14 protein-coding genes are annotated in these 16,188 nt (G+C 59.2%); 11 read left to right on the top strand and 3 right to left on the bottom strand.

All coding sequences use genetic code 11. The annotated features are described in order from the left end of the window. Positions 1-572 precede the first annotated feature (572 nt). On the top strand, positions 573-1,637 hold the full coding sequence (locus ACQZ5N_RS17865; RefSeq protein ID WP_448733666.1) for a porin: 1,065 nt from the start codon (positions 573-575) through the stop codon (positions 1,635-1,637). A 330-nt stretch (positions 1,638-1,967) separates the two neighbouring features. Here the strand turns inward: ACQZ5N_RS17865 and ACQZ5N_RS17860 are convergent, their stop codons facing one another. Further along, entirely contained in the window at positions 1,968-4,040 is a 2,073-nt protein-coding gene (locus tag ACQZ5N_RS17860) for a lytic transglycosylase domain-containing protein (RefSeq protein ID WP_448733665.1), read from the bottom strand. Between the two features lie 362 nt (positions 4,041-4,402). Here ACQZ5N_RS17860 and dapA point away from each other — a divergent pair, with 362 nt between their 5' ends. Both dapA and smpB read left to right on the top strand, forming a co-directional pair. After that, on the top strand, positions 4,403-5,287 hold the full coding sequence (dapA, locus tag ACQZ5N_RS17855) for a 4-hydroxy-tetrahydrodipicolinate synthase (RefSeq protein WP_003524121.1): 885 nt from the start codon (positions 4,403-4,405) through the stop codon (positions 5,285-5,287). A gap of 161 nt (positions 5,288-5,448) precedes the next feature. After that, positions 5,449-5,931: an SsrA-binding protein SmpB gene (smpB, locus tag ACQZ5N_RS17850; RefSeq protein WP_003524122.1), complete on the top strand. Its 483-nt coding sequence runs from the start codon at positions 5,449-5,451 to the stop codon at positions 5,929-5,931. 191 nt (positions 5,932-6,122) lie between these two features. On the opposite strand, the gene ACQZ5N_RS17845 is transcribed toward smpB, so the two are convergent. Then, on the bottom strand, positions 6,123-7,622 hold the full coding sequence (locus ACQZ5N_RS17845) for a methyl-accepting chemotaxis protein (RefSeq protein WP_448733664.1): 1,500 nt from the start codon (positions 7,620-7,622) through the stop codon (positions 6,123-6,125). A gap of 217 nt (positions 7,623-7,839) precedes the next feature. After that, complete coding sequence (locus ACQZ5N_RS17840) at positions 7,840-8,409, bottom strand: LabA-like NYN domain-containing protein (protein ID WP_003521125.1); 570 nt, start codon at positions 8,407-8,409, stop codon at positions 7,840-7,842. 392 nt (positions 8,410-8,801) lie between these two features. Here ACQZ5N_RS17840 and rpoZ point away from each other — a divergent pair, with 392 nt between their 5' ends. The 8 genes from rpoZ to era all read left to right on the top strand — a co-directional run bounded on the left by rpoZ (position 8,802) and on the right by era (position 16,049). After that, positions 8,802-9,194 (top strand): DNA-directed RNA polymerase subunit omega, encoded by a 393-nt coding sequence (gene rpoZ, locus ACQZ5N_RS17835; RefSeq protein ID WP_035262680.1) that lies wholly within the window; start codon positions 8,802-8,804, stop codon positions 9,192-9,194. Between the two features lie 132 nt (positions 9,195-9,326). Beyond that, positions 9,327-11,561 carry a RelA/SpoT family protein gene (locus tag ACQZ5N_RS17830; RefSeq protein ID WP_448733663.1) on the top strand — a complete coding sequence of 745 codons (2,235 nt, stop codon included), beginning with the start codon at positions 9,327-9,329 and terminating at the stop codon, positions 11,559-11,561. A 197-nt stretch (positions 11,562-11,758) separates the two neighbouring features. Beyond that, the gene (locus tag ACQZ5N_RS17825) at positions 11,759-11,905 is read left to right on the top strand and encodes a DUF3563 domain-containing protein (protein WP_162180472.1); all 147 of its coding nucleotides are present in this window, start codon (positions 11,759-11,761) and stop codon (positions 11,903-11,905) included. Between the two features lie 465 nt (positions 11,906-12,370). Then, complete coding sequence (locus ACQZ5N_RS17820) at positions 12,371-12,949, top strand: DUF2062 domain-containing protein (protein ID WP_174056563.1); 579 nt, start codon at positions 12,371-12,373, stop codon at positions 12,947-12,949. After that, positions 12,946-13,350 carry a holo-ACP synthase gene (acpS, locus tag ACQZ5N_RS17815; protein WP_003521129.1) on the top strand — a complete coding sequence of 135 codons (405 nt, stop codon included), beginning with the start codon at positions 12,946-12,948 and terminating at the stop codon, positions 13,348-13,350. The genes ACQZ5N_RS17820 and acpS overlap by 4 nt, the downstream gene beginning before the upstream one ends. Before the next feature lie 208 nt (positions 13,351-13,558). After that, positions 13,559-14,305 carry a signal peptidase I gene (lepB, locus tag ACQZ5N_RS17810; RefSeq protein ID WP_003496938.1) on the top strand — a complete coding sequence of 249 codons (747 nt, stop codon included), beginning with the start codon at positions 13,559-13,561 and terminating at the stop codon, positions 14,303-14,305. Next, a complete protein-coding gene (rnc, locus tag ACQZ5N_RS17805) occupies positions 14,302-15,021 on the top strand; it encodes a ribonuclease III (RefSeq protein WP_035218055.1) in 720 nt (239 codons plus the stop codon). The genes lepB and rnc overlap by 4 nt, the downstream gene beginning before the upstream one ends. Before the next feature lie 77 nt (positions 15,022-15,098). Continuing rightward, positions 15,099-16,049, top strand: a complete 951-nt coding sequence (gene era / locus ACQZ5N_RS17800; protein ID WP_162936692.1) for a GTPase Era — start codon at positions 15,099-15,101, stop codon at positions 16,047-16,049. The last annotated feature ends 139 nt before the right edge of the window (positions 16,050-16,188 follow it).

Below are 16,188 nucleotides of genomic sequence, written 5' to 3'. Positions count from 1 at the left end.
GGCTCTCGAGCCGGGCTTTTTTGTTTGAATGGTATCTTGATAGGGCGGACATCGCGATGGGTAGCGAGATCGTGGCGACGTTCCGATTTTCTGTAGCGTTATCCGCGGAACAGACCGCTACGCATGCCTATCGATTCGCTCGGCATCGGGAGCCTTGAGTCGTTTAAGGAATCCGAAGCTGTGGGCTTTTGCTTTTCGGTCAGTTTTTTCTTGCAGAAGTAGGGTCCCCTGCACATTGCAATCGTCTTTTGAACAATTTCCAGTGGCCTGATCGTGTCCAGATTCAGGTGATCGCGTGGGTTTCCTCACAGCGGATTTTTCGAGCCTCTTGTTAAGCGCCTGAAAAGTATAAGTTATTAACGATTTTTTAACGAATGGGGTCCCGTCTGTTAGAATTGTAGCTATTTCGCAACAATGAAAAACTAAGGACACCTTACTGTCTTCCTTCTGTCACGATTGCGATTGCCTGTGCGACCGGTTTTGGCTCTAATCATCTCCATAAGCGGCACGCATTTCTGAAGTGCTTTCCCACCCGCTGCTTAGAAGATTAAGCGTTTGACTGGAGGTCAACCATGAACATCAAGAGCCTTCTCATCGGCTCCGCTGCAGCACTCGCTGCAGTATCGGGCGCACAGGCCGCTGACGCTATCGTCGCTGCTGAGCCCGAGCCCCTGGAATACGTTCGCGTTTGCGACGCTTTCGGCACCGGCTTCTTCTACATCCCCGGCACCGAAACCTGCCTGAAGTTCGGCGGTTACATCCGTTTCCAGACCGACTTCGGTCGTAACGAATCCGGCACGTCTGACTGGGATTCGTTCACGCGCGCTCAGTTCGAAATTGACACCCGTACCGACACCGAGCTCGGCGCTCTGCGCGGCTTCATCGGTTTCCGTGGCGAAGCTGACAATGACAGCAACCGTGGCGTCAACGTCGACCAGGCTTTCATCGAACTCGGCGGCCTGAAGGTCGGTTACATGTACACCTGGTGGGATGACGATCTCTCCGGCGAAACCGACATCCTGTCTTCGAACTCCACCCGTGCAAACGCTCTGCGTTACACCTACGATGCCGGCTCCTTCTACGCTGGTATTTCGGTTGAAGAGCTGGAAACCCCGCTTGACGACGTTTCGAACCTCGGCATTGCCAAGGGCGGCTTCATCGAAGGCCCGAACAACGTTGGTATCAGCGGTATCATCGGTGCCAAGTTCGGCGCGGTCAGCGCAAACCTGCTCGGCTCCTACGACACCGACCAGGAAAACGGTGCGCTCCGTGCAATCGTAACGGCTGACATCGGCCCGGGCACGTTCGGTCTGTCTGGTGCATGGGCTTCCGGCGCAAACTCTTACTACGAAGAGTCTGAGTGGACTGTTGCTGCTGAATACGCAATCAAGGCAACTGACAAGCTGACCATCACCCCCGGCGCTCAGTACTTCGGTACGGTTGACATCGGTGCTGACAACGACTTCACCGGCGACCGCGACGCATGGCGCGCTGGCGTGACGTTCGACTACCAGATCACGCAGGGCCTTGCTACCAAGGTTGCTGTTAACTACCAGGACGTTGACGGCACCGAAGGTGTTGACAACGGTGCTGGCGACCAGTGGACTGGTTTCGTTCGCCTTCAGCGTTCGTTCTAATCTGATCTGACATAGTCAGTGATGGAGACCCCGGCAGAAATGCCGGGGTTTTTCTTTTGGAAGACTAGATGGGACTGTAGGTCGTCGGGCATCGCGTCGGCTTTGAAGCATCGGCCAGCGGGCCTCTCGCTTATCGGCAAATCTGCCCAAGCCGTCGGCGTCATCCCCGGGCTTGTCCCAGTGATCCAATCATGTCGCATGAAATCTAAACGTTGCAGATGCTCGGGACAGGCCCGAGCATGACGCAAGGGAACTTAAGGCTTTTCAGCGGTCTAGAGCGCTCGCCGGCCAGTGCTTGAATGCTCCGCTCGTCAGCCGAGGAAGCCGCCTTTACCCCGCACGCCCATGGCGCAGGTCGTCAACGATATCGGCCTGTTGTCCGAGCCTCGTTTTGTAGACCTGATAATTCTCCATCACCCGCTGCACGTAATTGCGGGTTTCGGGGAAGGGGATGCGCTCGATCCAGTCGACAACCTCGTCGATCGGCTTGCCACGCGGATCGCCATAGCGGGCGATCCATTCCGGCACGCGCTTTGGCCCGGCATTATAGGCGATGAAGGTGAGGATATAGGAGCCGCCGAAACTGTCGATCTGCTCACCGAGATAATGCGCGCCGAGCGTGGCGTTATAACCCGCATCGGTGGTCAGCCGTGCCTGAGTGTAGGGCAGGCCATGGCGTCCGGCCACGCCCTTGGCGGTTCCGGGCAGCAGTTGCAGCAGGCCGCGCGCATTGGCGGCGGAGACGGCGGCCGGGTTGAAGGCGCTTTCCTGCCGGGCAATCGCATAGGCAAGCGCCTTGCCGGAGCCGGCAATATTGGCGCTGGCGGGAATGACGCCGAGCGGATAGGCGAGTGCGGCCGCATCGATGCCGCGGCTGAAAGCCGTCTTGCCGATTTGCAGCGAAACCTGATGGTTGCCGTTGCCCTCTGCCCTTGCCGCCAGAATGGCAAGCTCGCCGGGACTGTCGAGCTGTTCCGCCAGCGACCGGTAAAGACTGTCGGCCCGCCAGCCGTAGCCGGCTGCTTCGAGCCGGTCGATGGCGCGCACGGCTTCGCGGCCGGCGAAACGTTCGCGGTCACCGCTGCTGGGGCTCGGATAGGTGACGTTCAGTGTCTTGGCGCCGATTCGCGCAGCGGCGAGCTGGCCATAAAACGTGCCGGGATGAGCGGCGGCTTTGGTGAAAAAGTCGCGGGCATCCCCCGGTCCGCCCGCTTCAGCCGCCCGCCCGAGCCAATAATAGGCGCGCGACGCCGAAAGCGGCCGGTTCGAAGTCTGAAGCAGCGTGTTGAAGTGACGCGAAGCCGTGGCCGGATCGCGCAGCGCTCTTAGCGCATACCAGCCGGCATGGAATTCCGCATCGGCGGTATCGACGGCGGAGGTGGCCGAATGATTGGCGACGATGCGATAGGCCTCGGCGAAATCGCCGAGATCGGCGACGCCGCGCGCGATGATGCGCCGCTCGTTCCACCATTCGCCCGGATTGACGAGCTTGGCCGCTTCCTTCGGCGCCTGCCGCAAAAGCACGGCGGCTTCGGGATATTTCTGCTGGTTGCGCAGGTTTTCCACCCGCGCGAAAAGATAGGCGGGGTCGCTGCGCCAGGAGGCGTCGACCTTGCCGAGCAGCGCAGTCGCAGTAGTGGATCGCTGCAGCACGGCTGCCCAGGCATTGTAAAGCGACTGTGCCTTGCCGAGATCGCCGAAACGCTTCGCCTGGCTGATGCGGCTGCGATACATCAGATAATCCATGCGCGCCTTATGATCGGCGGGCGTCAGATAGGTGGGAAACTCGGCAAGAACACGGTCTTCCATGTCCTTGTCCATGCCTTCGCTCACCCAGAGCTGGCGAATGAGACTTTGCGATTCCGCACCCTTGCCGGAGGAGGCGAGCGCCTTGGCGAGCACCACGTTGCCTTCCGCGGTTTCCGGCCGGCTATTGCCGAAGGCGGCAAGCACCTGCGACGCCGGCGGATCTTCTCGGTAAAGCGCTTTTTCCGAATTGGCGCGCAGGGTGGCGGCACCCGGCCAGCCGGAGAGCTCGCGCTGGGCGGCGGCGATTTCGGCGGAGGCGACGTCCTTCTGGCCGGAAACGGCGATTGCCCAGGTGAGGATATGGCGGTCGAGACTGCCGGTCGGCATGGTGTTGCGCAACGCAATCGCGCGGGCCGCATCGCGGCTGGAGAGCGCGTCGAGGCCGGCCTTCAACTGGCTTGTATCGTCGGGGCGGTCGAGGCGCGGTATGGCGCCGGTGATCTCGGGCGAGGCCGGCATGAAAGCCGGAACGGTCGGCGCATTCGGCTTGACATAGGGAAGCGGTGCCGCACCTTCCGGCAGCGGCCCAGCCAATGCGTTCCAAACGGTTGCGGCAAGGCCCGCCGCCATCAATCCCCAGACTGTCTTTTTCATGCCGTTCTTCATCGTGTAACGGAGTTGCCGACTTTCTTGTAATATCATTTCATTGCAGCGGGATTGCCGAAAACGGTCTGATGTCCCACCCGGAAATCTTGGGATTTCAGGCTTAATGAAATGTTAATCGCCGCCCTGCAATTCAATCAACTTTTATTCACCGTCCCGCGAGCGGCGTCTCATTTCGACGCCTGCTTTTTATGCTTGCCGATTGCAGCCCGGAGACTGTCACACTTCCGACAATTTCGGACAAAATACCCTGCCTTTGCGCTTGTCGGCGCCAAGGGCTGGCACTAATGTGTGCCGGTTTTAACCATCGAATGCGGCCGAAGCATGAACCGGCTCGGCGCCAGGAGCTTTGCATGTTCAAGGGATCAATTCCCGCCCTCATTACCCCGTTCACGGACAATGGCGCCGTGGACGAACAGGCATTTGCCGCCCATGTGGAATGGCAGATCGCCGAAGGCAGCAACGGACTTGTGCCCGTGGGCACGACGGGGGAATCTCCAACCCTCTCCCACGACGAGCACAAACGTGTCGTCGAGCTGTGCATCGAGGTAGCGGCGAAACGGGTTCCGGTCATTGCGGGCGCTGGCTCCAACAATACCGATGAGGCGATCGAGCTTGCGCTGCATGCGCAGGAAGCCGGCGCGGATGCGCTCTTGGTGGTCACTCCTTATTACAACAAGCCGACCCAGAAGGGCCTGTTCGCCCATTTCTCCGCTGTCGCCGAAGCGGTAAAGCTGCCTATCGTCATCTACAATATCCCGCCGCGCTCGGTGGTGGATATGTCGCCGGAAACCATGGGCGCGCTGGTCAAGGCGCACAGGAACATCGTCGGTGTGAAGGATGCAACCGGCAAGATCGACCGCGTTTCCGAACAGCGCATTTCCTGCGGCAAGGACTTCATCCAGCTTTCGGGTGAGGATGGCACGGCGCTCGGTTTCAACGCCCATGGCGGTGTCGGCTGCATTTCCGTCACCGCCAATGTCGCGCCGCGCCTCTGTTCGGAGTTCCAGGCGGCGATGCTCGCCGGCGATTATGCCAAGGCGCTGGATTATCAGGATCGCCTGATGCCGCTGCACAAGGCGATCTTCATGGAGCCCGGCGTCTGCGGCACCAAATATGCGTTGTCGAAGACGCGCGGTGGCAACCGCCGGGTCCGCTCGCCCTTGATGAGCACGCTGGAACCGGCAACGGAAGCGGCCATCGATGCGGCGCTGAAGCACGCCGGCCTGATGAACTGAGACAGGCCCGAAAGCGTTTAAGGCGCGCCATGAACCGCTTCGTAACAGAAGCAGTTCGGCGCGCCTTTTCTTTTCGCGGCGACAACATTAAATAGGGGTTCGAAAACCGCTCTCGGCGGTAAGCCGAAGGCGCAATAAGAAAAACAAGGGATTGAAATATCATGGCCCCCAAAGGCAGCCAGCGCGTGGTGAACAAGATCGTTGCGGAAAACCGCAAGGCTCGCTTCAACTACGAAATCATCGACACCTATGAGGCAGGGCTCGTGCTGACCGGCACCGAGGTCAAGTCGCTGCGCGAAGGCAAGGCGAATATCGCCGAATCCTACGCCTCGGACGAAGGCGATGAAATCTGGCTCATCAATTCCCACCTGCCGGAATATCTGCAGGCCAACCGCTTCAACCACGAGCCGCGCCGCCGCCGCAAGCTGCTCCTGAGCAAGCGCGAGATCAACCGCCTGCGCGCCGGCATCAACCGTGAAGGCATGACGCTGGTGCCCTTGAAGATCTATTTCAACGACAGGGGCCGTGCGAAGCTGGAGCTGGCGCTCGCCAAGGGCAAGAAGCTGCACGACAAGCGCGAGACGGAGAAGGAACGCGACTGGAACCGGCAAAAATCGCGGTTGCTGAAGGGTGGCAACGCCTGAGCGGCAGGAGATTTCGCGGCGTAGAGGGTAGCGGCCTTTCGCCACTTGTTCTTCCGTCATGCCGGACTTGATCCGGCATCCAGCCACGGCGCGTCTGCGCCGTGGAAAGAGTCCTTTCAGCCCAAGGACTTGGGCTGGCTGGATCCCGGCTCAAGGCCGGGATGACGGGGTGAATGTAGTCTTATCGTGGTTCAAGCCGCCCGGTACGTCCGCTCCACATGCGCCTTCGTCGTCGAAACGCTGAACCGGCTGACAAGCGCCGCCAGATTGGCGCTGACATCGCTCAGATTATGCGTTGCCGCATTCGTCTCTTCCACCATGGCCGCATTCTTCTGGGTCAGATTGTCCATGCTGTTGATGGCGGCATTGATTTCCTGAATGCCGACGGACTGTTCCTGCGCCGCCTTGGTCAGCGAGGCGATATGTTCCTGGATATGATCCACCTTGTTGCCGATCGTATTCAAGGATTCGCCCGTCTTGTTGACCAGCGAAACACCCTGCATCACGTCTTCGGAAGACTTGGCGATCAGCGTCTTGATTTCCTTCGCGGCGGTGGCGGAGCGCTGTGCGAGTTCACGCACTTCCTGGGCGACGACGGCGAACCCCTTGCCGGCCTCGCCGGCGCGCGCGGCCTCCACGCCGGCATTCAGCGCCAGAAGGTTGGTCTGGAACGAAATCTCGTCGATGACGGAGATGATCTGGGTGATCTTCTGCGATGAGTCCTCGATGGCCCCCATTGCTTTCACCGCTTCCGTCACCACATCGCGCGAGCGCGCGGCTTCAACGGCCGAGCTTTCGACAATGGCCTTCGCCTCTTCGGAACGCTGCGCCGACAATTTGGAAATGGTGGTGATTTCCTCGACGGCGGCGGCGGTTTCCTCAAGGGCGGCGGCCTGCTGCTCCGTGCGGCGGGCCATGTCGTCGGTCGCGGAAGTCAGCTCGCGCGTATTGCCGGAAATCTTGTTCGCCTCTTCGACGATCTGCGTAAATGCGCCGGAGAGATTGCCGACCGCAGCGTTGAAATTGGCGACCAGCCCTTCGAATTGCGGTGCGGTCTTTTCGCCGATGCTGGAGGTGAGGTCGCCATTGGCCAGCCTGTCGAGGGCGCTGTTGAGCAGTGCGAGAACGTGCTCCTGTTCCTTCTTCATCTGCGCCTGTTCGGCTTCCACCTTCTGCCGCTCGGCGGCCAGCACGTCGAGATAGACGGAGATCGAATAATCCATGTCGAGAAGGGCAGCTTTGATGGTGGCCGACAGGGCGTCCTTCACCTTCTTGGCCTTCTTTTCCATGAAAAAGCCCTTCAATTCGGACTCGATCAGGGCCTTGACGATGCCGTCGAGCATCAGGGCATAACCGCCGATGTACCATCTCGGCTCCAGCCCCAGCCTCGCATGGGTGCGGCCGATGGCGGTTACGGCATCGGTATAATCCGCATTGAATGTGCCGGAGGCGATCCTTGCCCAGTGTTTGAGCTGCATGCCCTTGGCGTGCTGCACATGCGCGTCGTTGGCGAAGAATTTCGCCGTCTCCGGCACCGAGCGAACCTTCGCGTAAAAACGATCCAGAGATGCATCGAGAGAGCCGGTGATGACGCCCTTCATGTCTGAAAGATTTTGCCGTTGCTCGTGACCGAGCCCCAGAAAATTCAGTCTTTCATCGAGCTGTCGGTCGGTTTTTGTCTGGCCATGCATGTCTAGTCATCCTGCTTTGACACCCAAATCACGTCGCTGGTGCCGTTGCGTGATTTAGACACGTCTAAAATTAACCAAGATATAATTTCGACTGGCCGGATTTGACGGTTGTTAATTCCAGGGGGAATTTTTGCCCTGCCGGCAGGGTGTCAAACAAAAACGCGCCCGTCTTTGCGACGGGCGCGTTTCTGGAATATCAGCGATGCGAAAGCTAGGATCAGATCGTTTCCGGGCTTTCGGCGTGCCGGGCAGGGCGCTCGTTCGGGTCGCGCCCGATCTCGGCCTTCAGCGTCATCAGATCGATGAAGTGATCGGCCTGACGGCGCAGGTCATCGGCGATCATGGCGGGCTGCGTGGCCATGGTGGAAACCACGGAAACCTTGCGGCCCTTGCGCTGCAGCGCGTCTACCAGCGTGGTGAAATCGCCATCGCCGGAGAAGAGCACCAGATGATCGACCGTCTCGGACTGTTCCATGGCATCGACTGCCAGTTCGATATCCATGTTGCCCTTGATCTTGCGGCGGCCGAGAGCGTCGGTGAATTCCTTCGCCGGCTTCGTCACGACCTTGTAGCCGTTATAATCCAGCCAGTCGATCAGCGGGCGGATCGAGGAATATTCCTGATCCTCGATGAGCGCGGTGTAATAATAGGCGCGCAGCAGGTATCCACGCTTTTGAAACGCCTTCAGGAGCTTGCGGTAGTCGATATCGAATCCCAGGCTTTTCGATGCTGCATAAAGATTGGCTCCGTCTATGAAGAGCGCAATTTTCTCCCGTGGATCGAACATTCCATCCCATTCCTTTTTTTGGAAAGGCCATTATCTGGCTTTTATATCCGGTCGATAACGCAAAAAAACATGTCGTATCAACGAGCTTTGCGTATCGCCGTTGCGTTTTAAGTAAGCTACCTTCCCCCTTATTCCAAGACAATTCTTCTAGACATTTTGTTCATCAGACGCCAAAGGTGGGCAATAAGGTGCCAAAAGACGCCAAAGACAGGAAAAACTTGAATTCCGCGGCCAATGGCTGTATCGGAAGCTGGAAAGCGTCGTCGCGAGAAATCTTGAATGTTTTTCGCAAGGCACGAAGCGCAGATTCAATAGGTTAGAGCAACCCTTGTGCACCCCGAACATCGCACGGCGCTCTGATCCACGACATTAAGACCCGCAAAGGACAGGCAATGGCCCGCGTCACAGTTGAAGATTGCATTGATAAAGTAGACAACCGTTTCGAGCTGGTGCTTCTCGCCAGCCACCGTGCGCGCCAGATTTCTCAAGGGTCCTCCATCACGGTTGACCGCGACAACGACAAGAACCCCGTCGTGGCGCTGCGCGAAATCGCCGACGAGACGCTATCTCCCGACGATCTGAAGGAAGACCTGATCCATTCGCTGCAGAAGCATGTGGAAGTGGACGAGCCCGAGCCCGATCCGGTCACGCTCGCCGCCTCCGCCATTGCCGATGGCGAAGAAGACGACCAGCCGGAAACCGTTACTTTCGACCAGATGTCGGAAGAAGAACTGCTGGCCGGTATCGAAGGCCTTGTGCCGCCGGAAAAAAATGACGACTATTGATAGGATTTTATGATGCCTTTGGCAGGCGGCGGTTACCGTCTGTCAATAGTTGCCGTCATAATCTGATCCCTATTGATGCAGCATTGTGCGCCGACCCCAAGGTTGGCGCGCTTTCTTTTTGTGGAATATCGCATGATGCGGCAATACGAACTCGTCGAGCGGGTTCAAAAATATAAACCGGATGCGAATGAGGCCCTGCTGAACAAGGCCTATGTTTACGCCATGCAGAAACACGGCCAGCAGAAGCGGGCCAATGGCGACCCCTATATTTCGCATCCGCTCGAAGTTGCCGCGATCCTCACCGAAATGCATCTCGACGAATCGACCATCGCGGTGGCGTTGCTGCACGATACGATCGAGGATACCACCGCCACCCGCGCCGAAATCGACGAGCTGTTCGGCGAAGATATTGGCCGGCTGGTGGAGGGGCTGACCAAGCTCAAGAAGCTCGACCTCGTTACCCGCAAGGCCAAGCAGGCCGAAAACCTGCGCAAGCTGCTGCTCGCCATTTCCGATGATGTGCGCGTTCTTCTGGTGAAGCTCGCCGACCGCCTGCACAACATGCGCACCATGGAATATATGCCGGCCGACAAGCGCAGCCGCATTTCCGAAGAAACCATGGAAATCTATGCGCCGCTCGCCGGCCGCATGGGCATGCAGGATATGCGCGACGAGCTGGAGGACCTGTCCTTCCGTTATCTCAACCCAGAAGCCTACGAGACGGTGACCAACCGTCTTCAGGAACTGGAAACGCGCAATGAAGGCCTCATCAAGAAGATCGAGGACGAGTTGCGCGAGCTTCTCGTGGCGAACGGCCTCATCGGGGCCAACGTCAAAGGGCGTCAGAAGAAGCCCTATTCGGTGTTCCGCAAGATGCAGTCGAAGTCGCTCTCCTTCGAGCAGCTTTCCGATGTCTACGGTTTCCGCATTCTGGTGGACGACATTCCCTCCTGCTACCGGGCGCTGGGCATCGTGCACACCCGCTGGCGCGTGGTGCCGGGCCGCTTCAAGGATTACATCTCTACCCCGAAGCAGAACGATTATCGCTCCATCCACACCACCATTGTCGGCCCGTCGCGCCAGCGTATCGAGCTGCAGATCCGCACCAAGCGCATGCATGAGATCGCCGAATTCGGCATCGCCGCCCATGCGCTCTACAAGGATGGCGAGAACGGGGAGGGCGATCTGCTCTCGCCGGAGAGCAACGCCTATTCCTGGCTGCGCCACACCATCGAATCGCTGGCCGAAGGCGACAGCCCGGAAGAATTCCTCGAGCACACCAAGCTCGAGCTTTTCCAGGACCAGGTGTTCTGCTTCACGCCGAAGGGCAAGCTGATTGCGCTGCCGCGCGGCGCGACGCCCATCGATTTCGCTTATGCCGTTCATACCAATATCGGCGACACCACGGTTGGCGCCAAGATCAACGGGCGGATCATGCCGCTCGTCACCCGCCTGAACAACGGCGACGAGGTGGAGATCATCCGCTCCGGCGTGCAGGTGCCGCCTGCCGCATGGGAAGAGGTGGTGGTGACGGGCAAGGCCCGCTCGGCCATTCGTCGCGCCACCCGCATGGCCATCCGCAAGCAATATTCCGGCCTCGGCTATCGCATTCTGGAACGCACCTTCGAGCGCGCCGGCAAGGCCTTCTCGCGGGAAGCGCTGAAGCCCGTACTGCATCGCCTGGCGCAGAAGGATGTGGAGGACGCCATTGCCGCCGTCGGCCGCGGCGAGGTTTCCTCACTCGATGTGCTGCGTGCGGTTTATCCGGATTATCAGGATGAGCGCGTGACGGTGAAGATGACCGGCGACGACGGCTGGTTCAACATGCGTAGCGCCTCCGGCATGGTCTTCAAGATCCCCGGCAAGTCGCGCTCGGTGCTTGAGGACGACGGTGCGGCCGAAATGCTGGATGGACCGGACCCGCTGCCCATCCGTGGCCTTTCCGGCAATGTCGACGTGCATTTCGGTGCCGCCGGCGCCGTTCCGGGTGACCGCATTGTCGGCATCATGGAAAAAGGCAAGGGCATCACCATCTATCCGATTCAGGCGCCGGCGCTGCAACGCTTCGACGACGAGCCGGAGCGGTGGATCGATGTGCGCTGGGATCTCGATGAGGCGAACAAGTCGCGCTTCATGGCGCGGGTGATGATCAATGCGCTGAACGAGCCGGGCACGCTCGCTTCGGTGGCGCAGTCCATCGCCACGCTGGACGTCAATATTCGCGGCCTCAACATGGTCCGCATCGGCACGGATTTCTCCGAGCTGGCGCTGGATGTCGAAGTCTGGGATCTCAGGCAGCTGAACCAGCTTCTGTCGCAGCTCAAGGATCTCGATTGCGTCTCGACCGTGATGCGTGCCTTCGATTGAGGCATTTTTGATCCTTTGCAAATACTAAAAGGCCGGTGTTATGCATTGAGTGCATGGCAGCGGCCTTTTCCTGTCTCTGGTGGTGGAGGCGGTTTGCGACTATTTTCTTGTCAGAAATTGAAGAGAAGGAAACGCGGCGTGCCGGTGGATGAACACCGATGAGAAACGCCAGTTCCAAACCGAAAGGACCGAAAATCATGTTTACTCCGCTTCGCAAGATCGCCCGTGCCGTTCGTGGCAAGACCACCCAGGAACGCGAATTCGAATATCTCAGCGCTTCGGTATCGAATGTCGACCTGGAATTCCGCCAGCGCGAAATCGACCGCGGCCTGTTCCGCCGGTAATGCACTCAGCGCATGGCAGCCCGTCGCCGTGCGTATGGAGCCAGCAGATGCAGCCGTATCGGCCTGTGTATTGCTGTGTCTCGCAAAACTATGTGAATGCGCGCTTCAAGCGGTTGTCCACCGCTGTCCGGTCTAAATGACAGGACACGTTGCTTTTGAAGCGAAGTTGACGGCGAGAGGGTGCGTATTTCCCCGACGTCATCCTTGGGCTTGTCCCAAGGATCTAATCACGTCGAATTAAATCAATCGGTTGCAGATCCTCGGGACATCCTCGGACTTGTTCCGGGGACCAAGGATGACGTCAGAGTGTCCGGCAAGGTTCGTATTCATCTGGTGACGCCGCGCAGTATCGGCGGAATGCCAGCTCAAGGCCGGAATGACGGAAGAAAATACACCTGCAAAAGAAATCCCTGCGTCATCTATGATGCTCTTGGCGCAGCCGGGGCGATGAAATAGACTGCCCCCATGCCGTTTCGCCGCCGTGAACCCGTTGGTTTTTCAGAGAAGATTCGCGACCTATTCTGGCCGCGCACGGGTTTTTCCCGTTCGTTGCGCTATATGAAGCTGCGCCTTCTGCGGCTTTCCGCCTCTCCGCATTCGGTTGCCGCCGGTGTTGCTCTCGGTGTCGGCGTGGCGTGGACGCCGTTTCTCGGCGTTCATATCATCATCGCCATGGCGCTCGGTTTTCTCATGCGCGTCAATCTCGTGGCGGCGGCGCTTGGCACCACCTTCGCCAATCCACTGACATTTCCGTTCATCTGGGCATCCACCTGGGAGCTGGGGCACTTCATCCTCGGTCGACAGACGACGGAAAGCGCTGCACATGTGGATTTCGTGGCGCTGTTCAGCCATCTCGAATTCCGGCAGATATGGACGCCGGTGCTGGAACCCATGACCATCGGCGCGCTGCTTCCTGCCGTTATCAGCGCGGTCATCGCCTATATCGCCGTCTATGGTCTCATCAGCGGTTTCCAGCGCCGCAAGATGGAAAATCTCGCGCATCGCGCCGCCAACAAGAATGCTTCTCTGGAGATGCTGAAATGATCATTGGATTGGGTAGCGACCTGATCGACATCCGCCGCGTTGAAAAATCGATCGAACGTTTCGGCGAGCGCTTCACTCATCGCTGTTTCACCGATATCGAGCGCGCCAAATCCGATGGCCGCAAGAACCGCGCCGCTTCCTATGCCAAGCGTTTCGCCGCCAAGGAAGCCTGTTCCAAGGCGCTGGGAACCGGCCTTGCGAACGGCGTTTTCTGGAAGGATATGGGCGTCGTCAATCTGCCGGGCGGCAAGCCGACCATGGTGTTGACCAATGGGGCAGGGGAAAGGTTGGCGGCGCTGCTGCCCGCCGGCCACCGCGCCAATATTCACCTGACGATCACGGACGATTTTCCTTACGCTCAGGCATTTGTGATTATCGAGGCGCTTCCCGTGAACGGGTAAGACCCGGTGAAGCCGCATTGGCGTCCTATTTGCGGACGTGTCACAGAAGCGCTTCCCTTCGGGCTGGAAAGGTTCTAGAGAAGTCGCAGAAATATGAAAGCGTTGCCGGCTGCGTGAAACCGCTTCACCCGCCGCAGGCGCGACAAACCACGGCCCGGAAGCCTTCGTGAAGCCGAAGAAGCCGGGAAACAATCAGGCAGGTCTTTAAGTGTCGGAAAAAGCTGAAAAGAAGCAGAACGCCCTCTGGGAGAACGTCAAGGTCATCATTCAGGCGCTGCTGCTGGCCATGGTCATCCGCACCGTGCTGTTTCAGCCCTTCACCATCCCGTCCGGCTCGATGATGCCGACGCTTCTGGTTGGCGACTATCTTTTCGTCAACAAGTTCTCCTACGGCTATTCGAAATATTCGCTGCCTTTCTCGCCGAACCTGTTTTCGGGCCGCATTCTCGAATTCAGCAAGCCGAAGCGCGGCGATGTCGTGGTCTTCCGCCTGCCGCCCAATCCTGAAGTCGATTACATCAAGCGTCTGGTGGGCCTGCCGGGCGACCGTATCCAGGTGACGAACGGCGTGCTGTTCATCAACGGTCAGCCGGTGCCGAAGCAGCCCGATGGCACCTTCACCTCCGATTACCGCGCCGATCCGGGCGCCAACGTGCCTGTCTTCCGCGAAACGCTCGACAATGGCGTCACCTACGACACGCTCGACCAGTCGCCCGACTCGCGCGGCGACAACACCCGCGAATTCGTGGTGCCGGAAGGCCATTATTTCATGATGGGCGACAACAGAGACAATTCGCTCGATAGCCGTTTCGATGTCGGTTTCGTACCGGAAGAAAACCTGATCGGCCGCGCCAGCGTCATCTTCTTCTCGCTGGGCAATGACACGCCGTTCAGCCGCATTTGGGAATGGCCGGCCAACATGCGTTGGGACCGCCTCTTCAAGGTTGTGGAATGAGCAAGACCAAGCCGCTTTCGGCGGACGAGATTTCCCGTCTGGAAGCGTTGATCGGATATGAGTTCAAGGAAAAGGCCCGGCTCGACCGGGCCTTGACCCATGCCAGCGCCCGCTCGGCGGCGGCCGGCAATTACGAGCGGCTGGAATTTCTAGGTGACCGTGTCCTCGGTCTCTGCGTTGCCGAATTGCTGTTCTCCACCTTCCGCAACGCCACCGAAGGCGAGCTTTCGGTCCGTCTGAACCAGCTCGTCAGCGCCGAATCCTGCGCCGCGATCGGCGACGAGATGGGCCTGCATAATTTCATCCGCACCGGCTCGGATGTGAAGAAGCTGACCGGCAAGGCGATGCTGAACGTGCGCGCCGATGTGGTCGAAAGCCTGATCGCCACCATCTATCTGGATGGCGGGCTGGAAGCATCGCGCAAATTCATTCTGAAATACTGGCAGGGCCGCGCGACCAGCGTGGATGCCGGGCGACGCGACGCCAAGACCGAGTTGCAGGAATGGGCGCATGCCAGATTTGCGACCACGCCCTCTTACCGGGTTGACGATCGCTCCGGACCGGATCACGATCCCCGCTTTACGGTGACTGTCGAAATTCCCGGCGTAAAGCCGGAAACCGGCGTCGAGCGCTCCAAGCGCGCGGCCGAGCAGGTGGCGGCAACAAGATTGCTGGAACGCGAAGGCGTCTGGCAGAAGACCTCCACCCGGAACTGAGCGCCCGGCGAACCGGGTGCTGAACATCGAGCGCATGGCGGACCCTTTGGCCGCATGTTGAATACCTCTGACCTTGAATGGATATCATGACCGATCACGAAAACCCCGCCATGACTGGCGAAGATGCCGCCCTTCCGACCCGCTCCGGCTTCGTGGCCCTCATCGGCCCCACAAATGCCGGCAAGTCGACGCTGGTGAACCGGCTGGTGGGCGCCAAGGTTTCGATTGTCAGCCACAAGGTGCAGACGACGCGCGCCGTCATGCGCGGCATCGCCATTCACGACAATGCCCAGATCGTTTTCATGGACACGCCCGGCATCTTCAAGCCGCGCCGCCGGCTGGACCGCGCCATGGTCACCTCCGCCTGGGGCGGCGCGAAGGATGCCGATCTCATCCTGCTGCTGATCGACAGCGAACGCGGCCTGAAGGGCGATGCGGAAACCATCCTCGAAGGTCTGAAGGATGTTCCCCAGAAGAAAATCCTCTGCCTCAACAAGATCGACCAGGTGAAGCGCGAAGACCTGCTGAAACTCGCCGCCGCCGCCAATGAAACGGTCGCCTTCGACCGCACCTTCATGATCTCGGCGACCAACGGTTCGGGCTGCGAGGACCTGATGAACTATCTGGCCGCCGAACTGCCGGAAGGCCCGTGGTATTATCCGGAAGACCAGATTTCCGATCTGCCGATGCGCCAGCTCGCTGCCGAAATCACCCGCGAAAAACTGTTCCTGCGCCTGCATCAGGAGCTTCCCTACGCCTCGCATGTCGAGACCGAAAAGTGGGAAGAACGCAAGGACGGCTCCGTGCGCATCGAGCAGGTGATCTATGTCGAGCGCGACAGCCAGAAGAAGATCGCGCTCGGCAAGAACGGCGATGCGATCAAGGCCATCTCCACCGCCTCGCGCAAGGAGCTGTCGGAAATCCTCGAGCAGCCGGTGCATCTCTTCCTGTTCGTCAAGGTGCGCGAGAACTGGGGCGACGACCCCGAGCGCTTCCGTGAAATGGGACTGGAGTTCCCGCGGGGTTAACGCGCAGGCGCGATATGCGCGATGCGGAAACACACCCGCTTCCGTCATTCCGGCCTTGAGCCGGAATCCTGTGTATTGGATTTGTGCTATGTAGAGTGCGGGCGGAAGGCCGTCGGAATCCTGGTCGTTAGAGACCGCC

This window comes from Agrobacterium sp. 22-221-1 (assembly GCF_053522445.1).
This window is presented reverse-complemented; position numbering and strand designations above follow the sequence as displayed.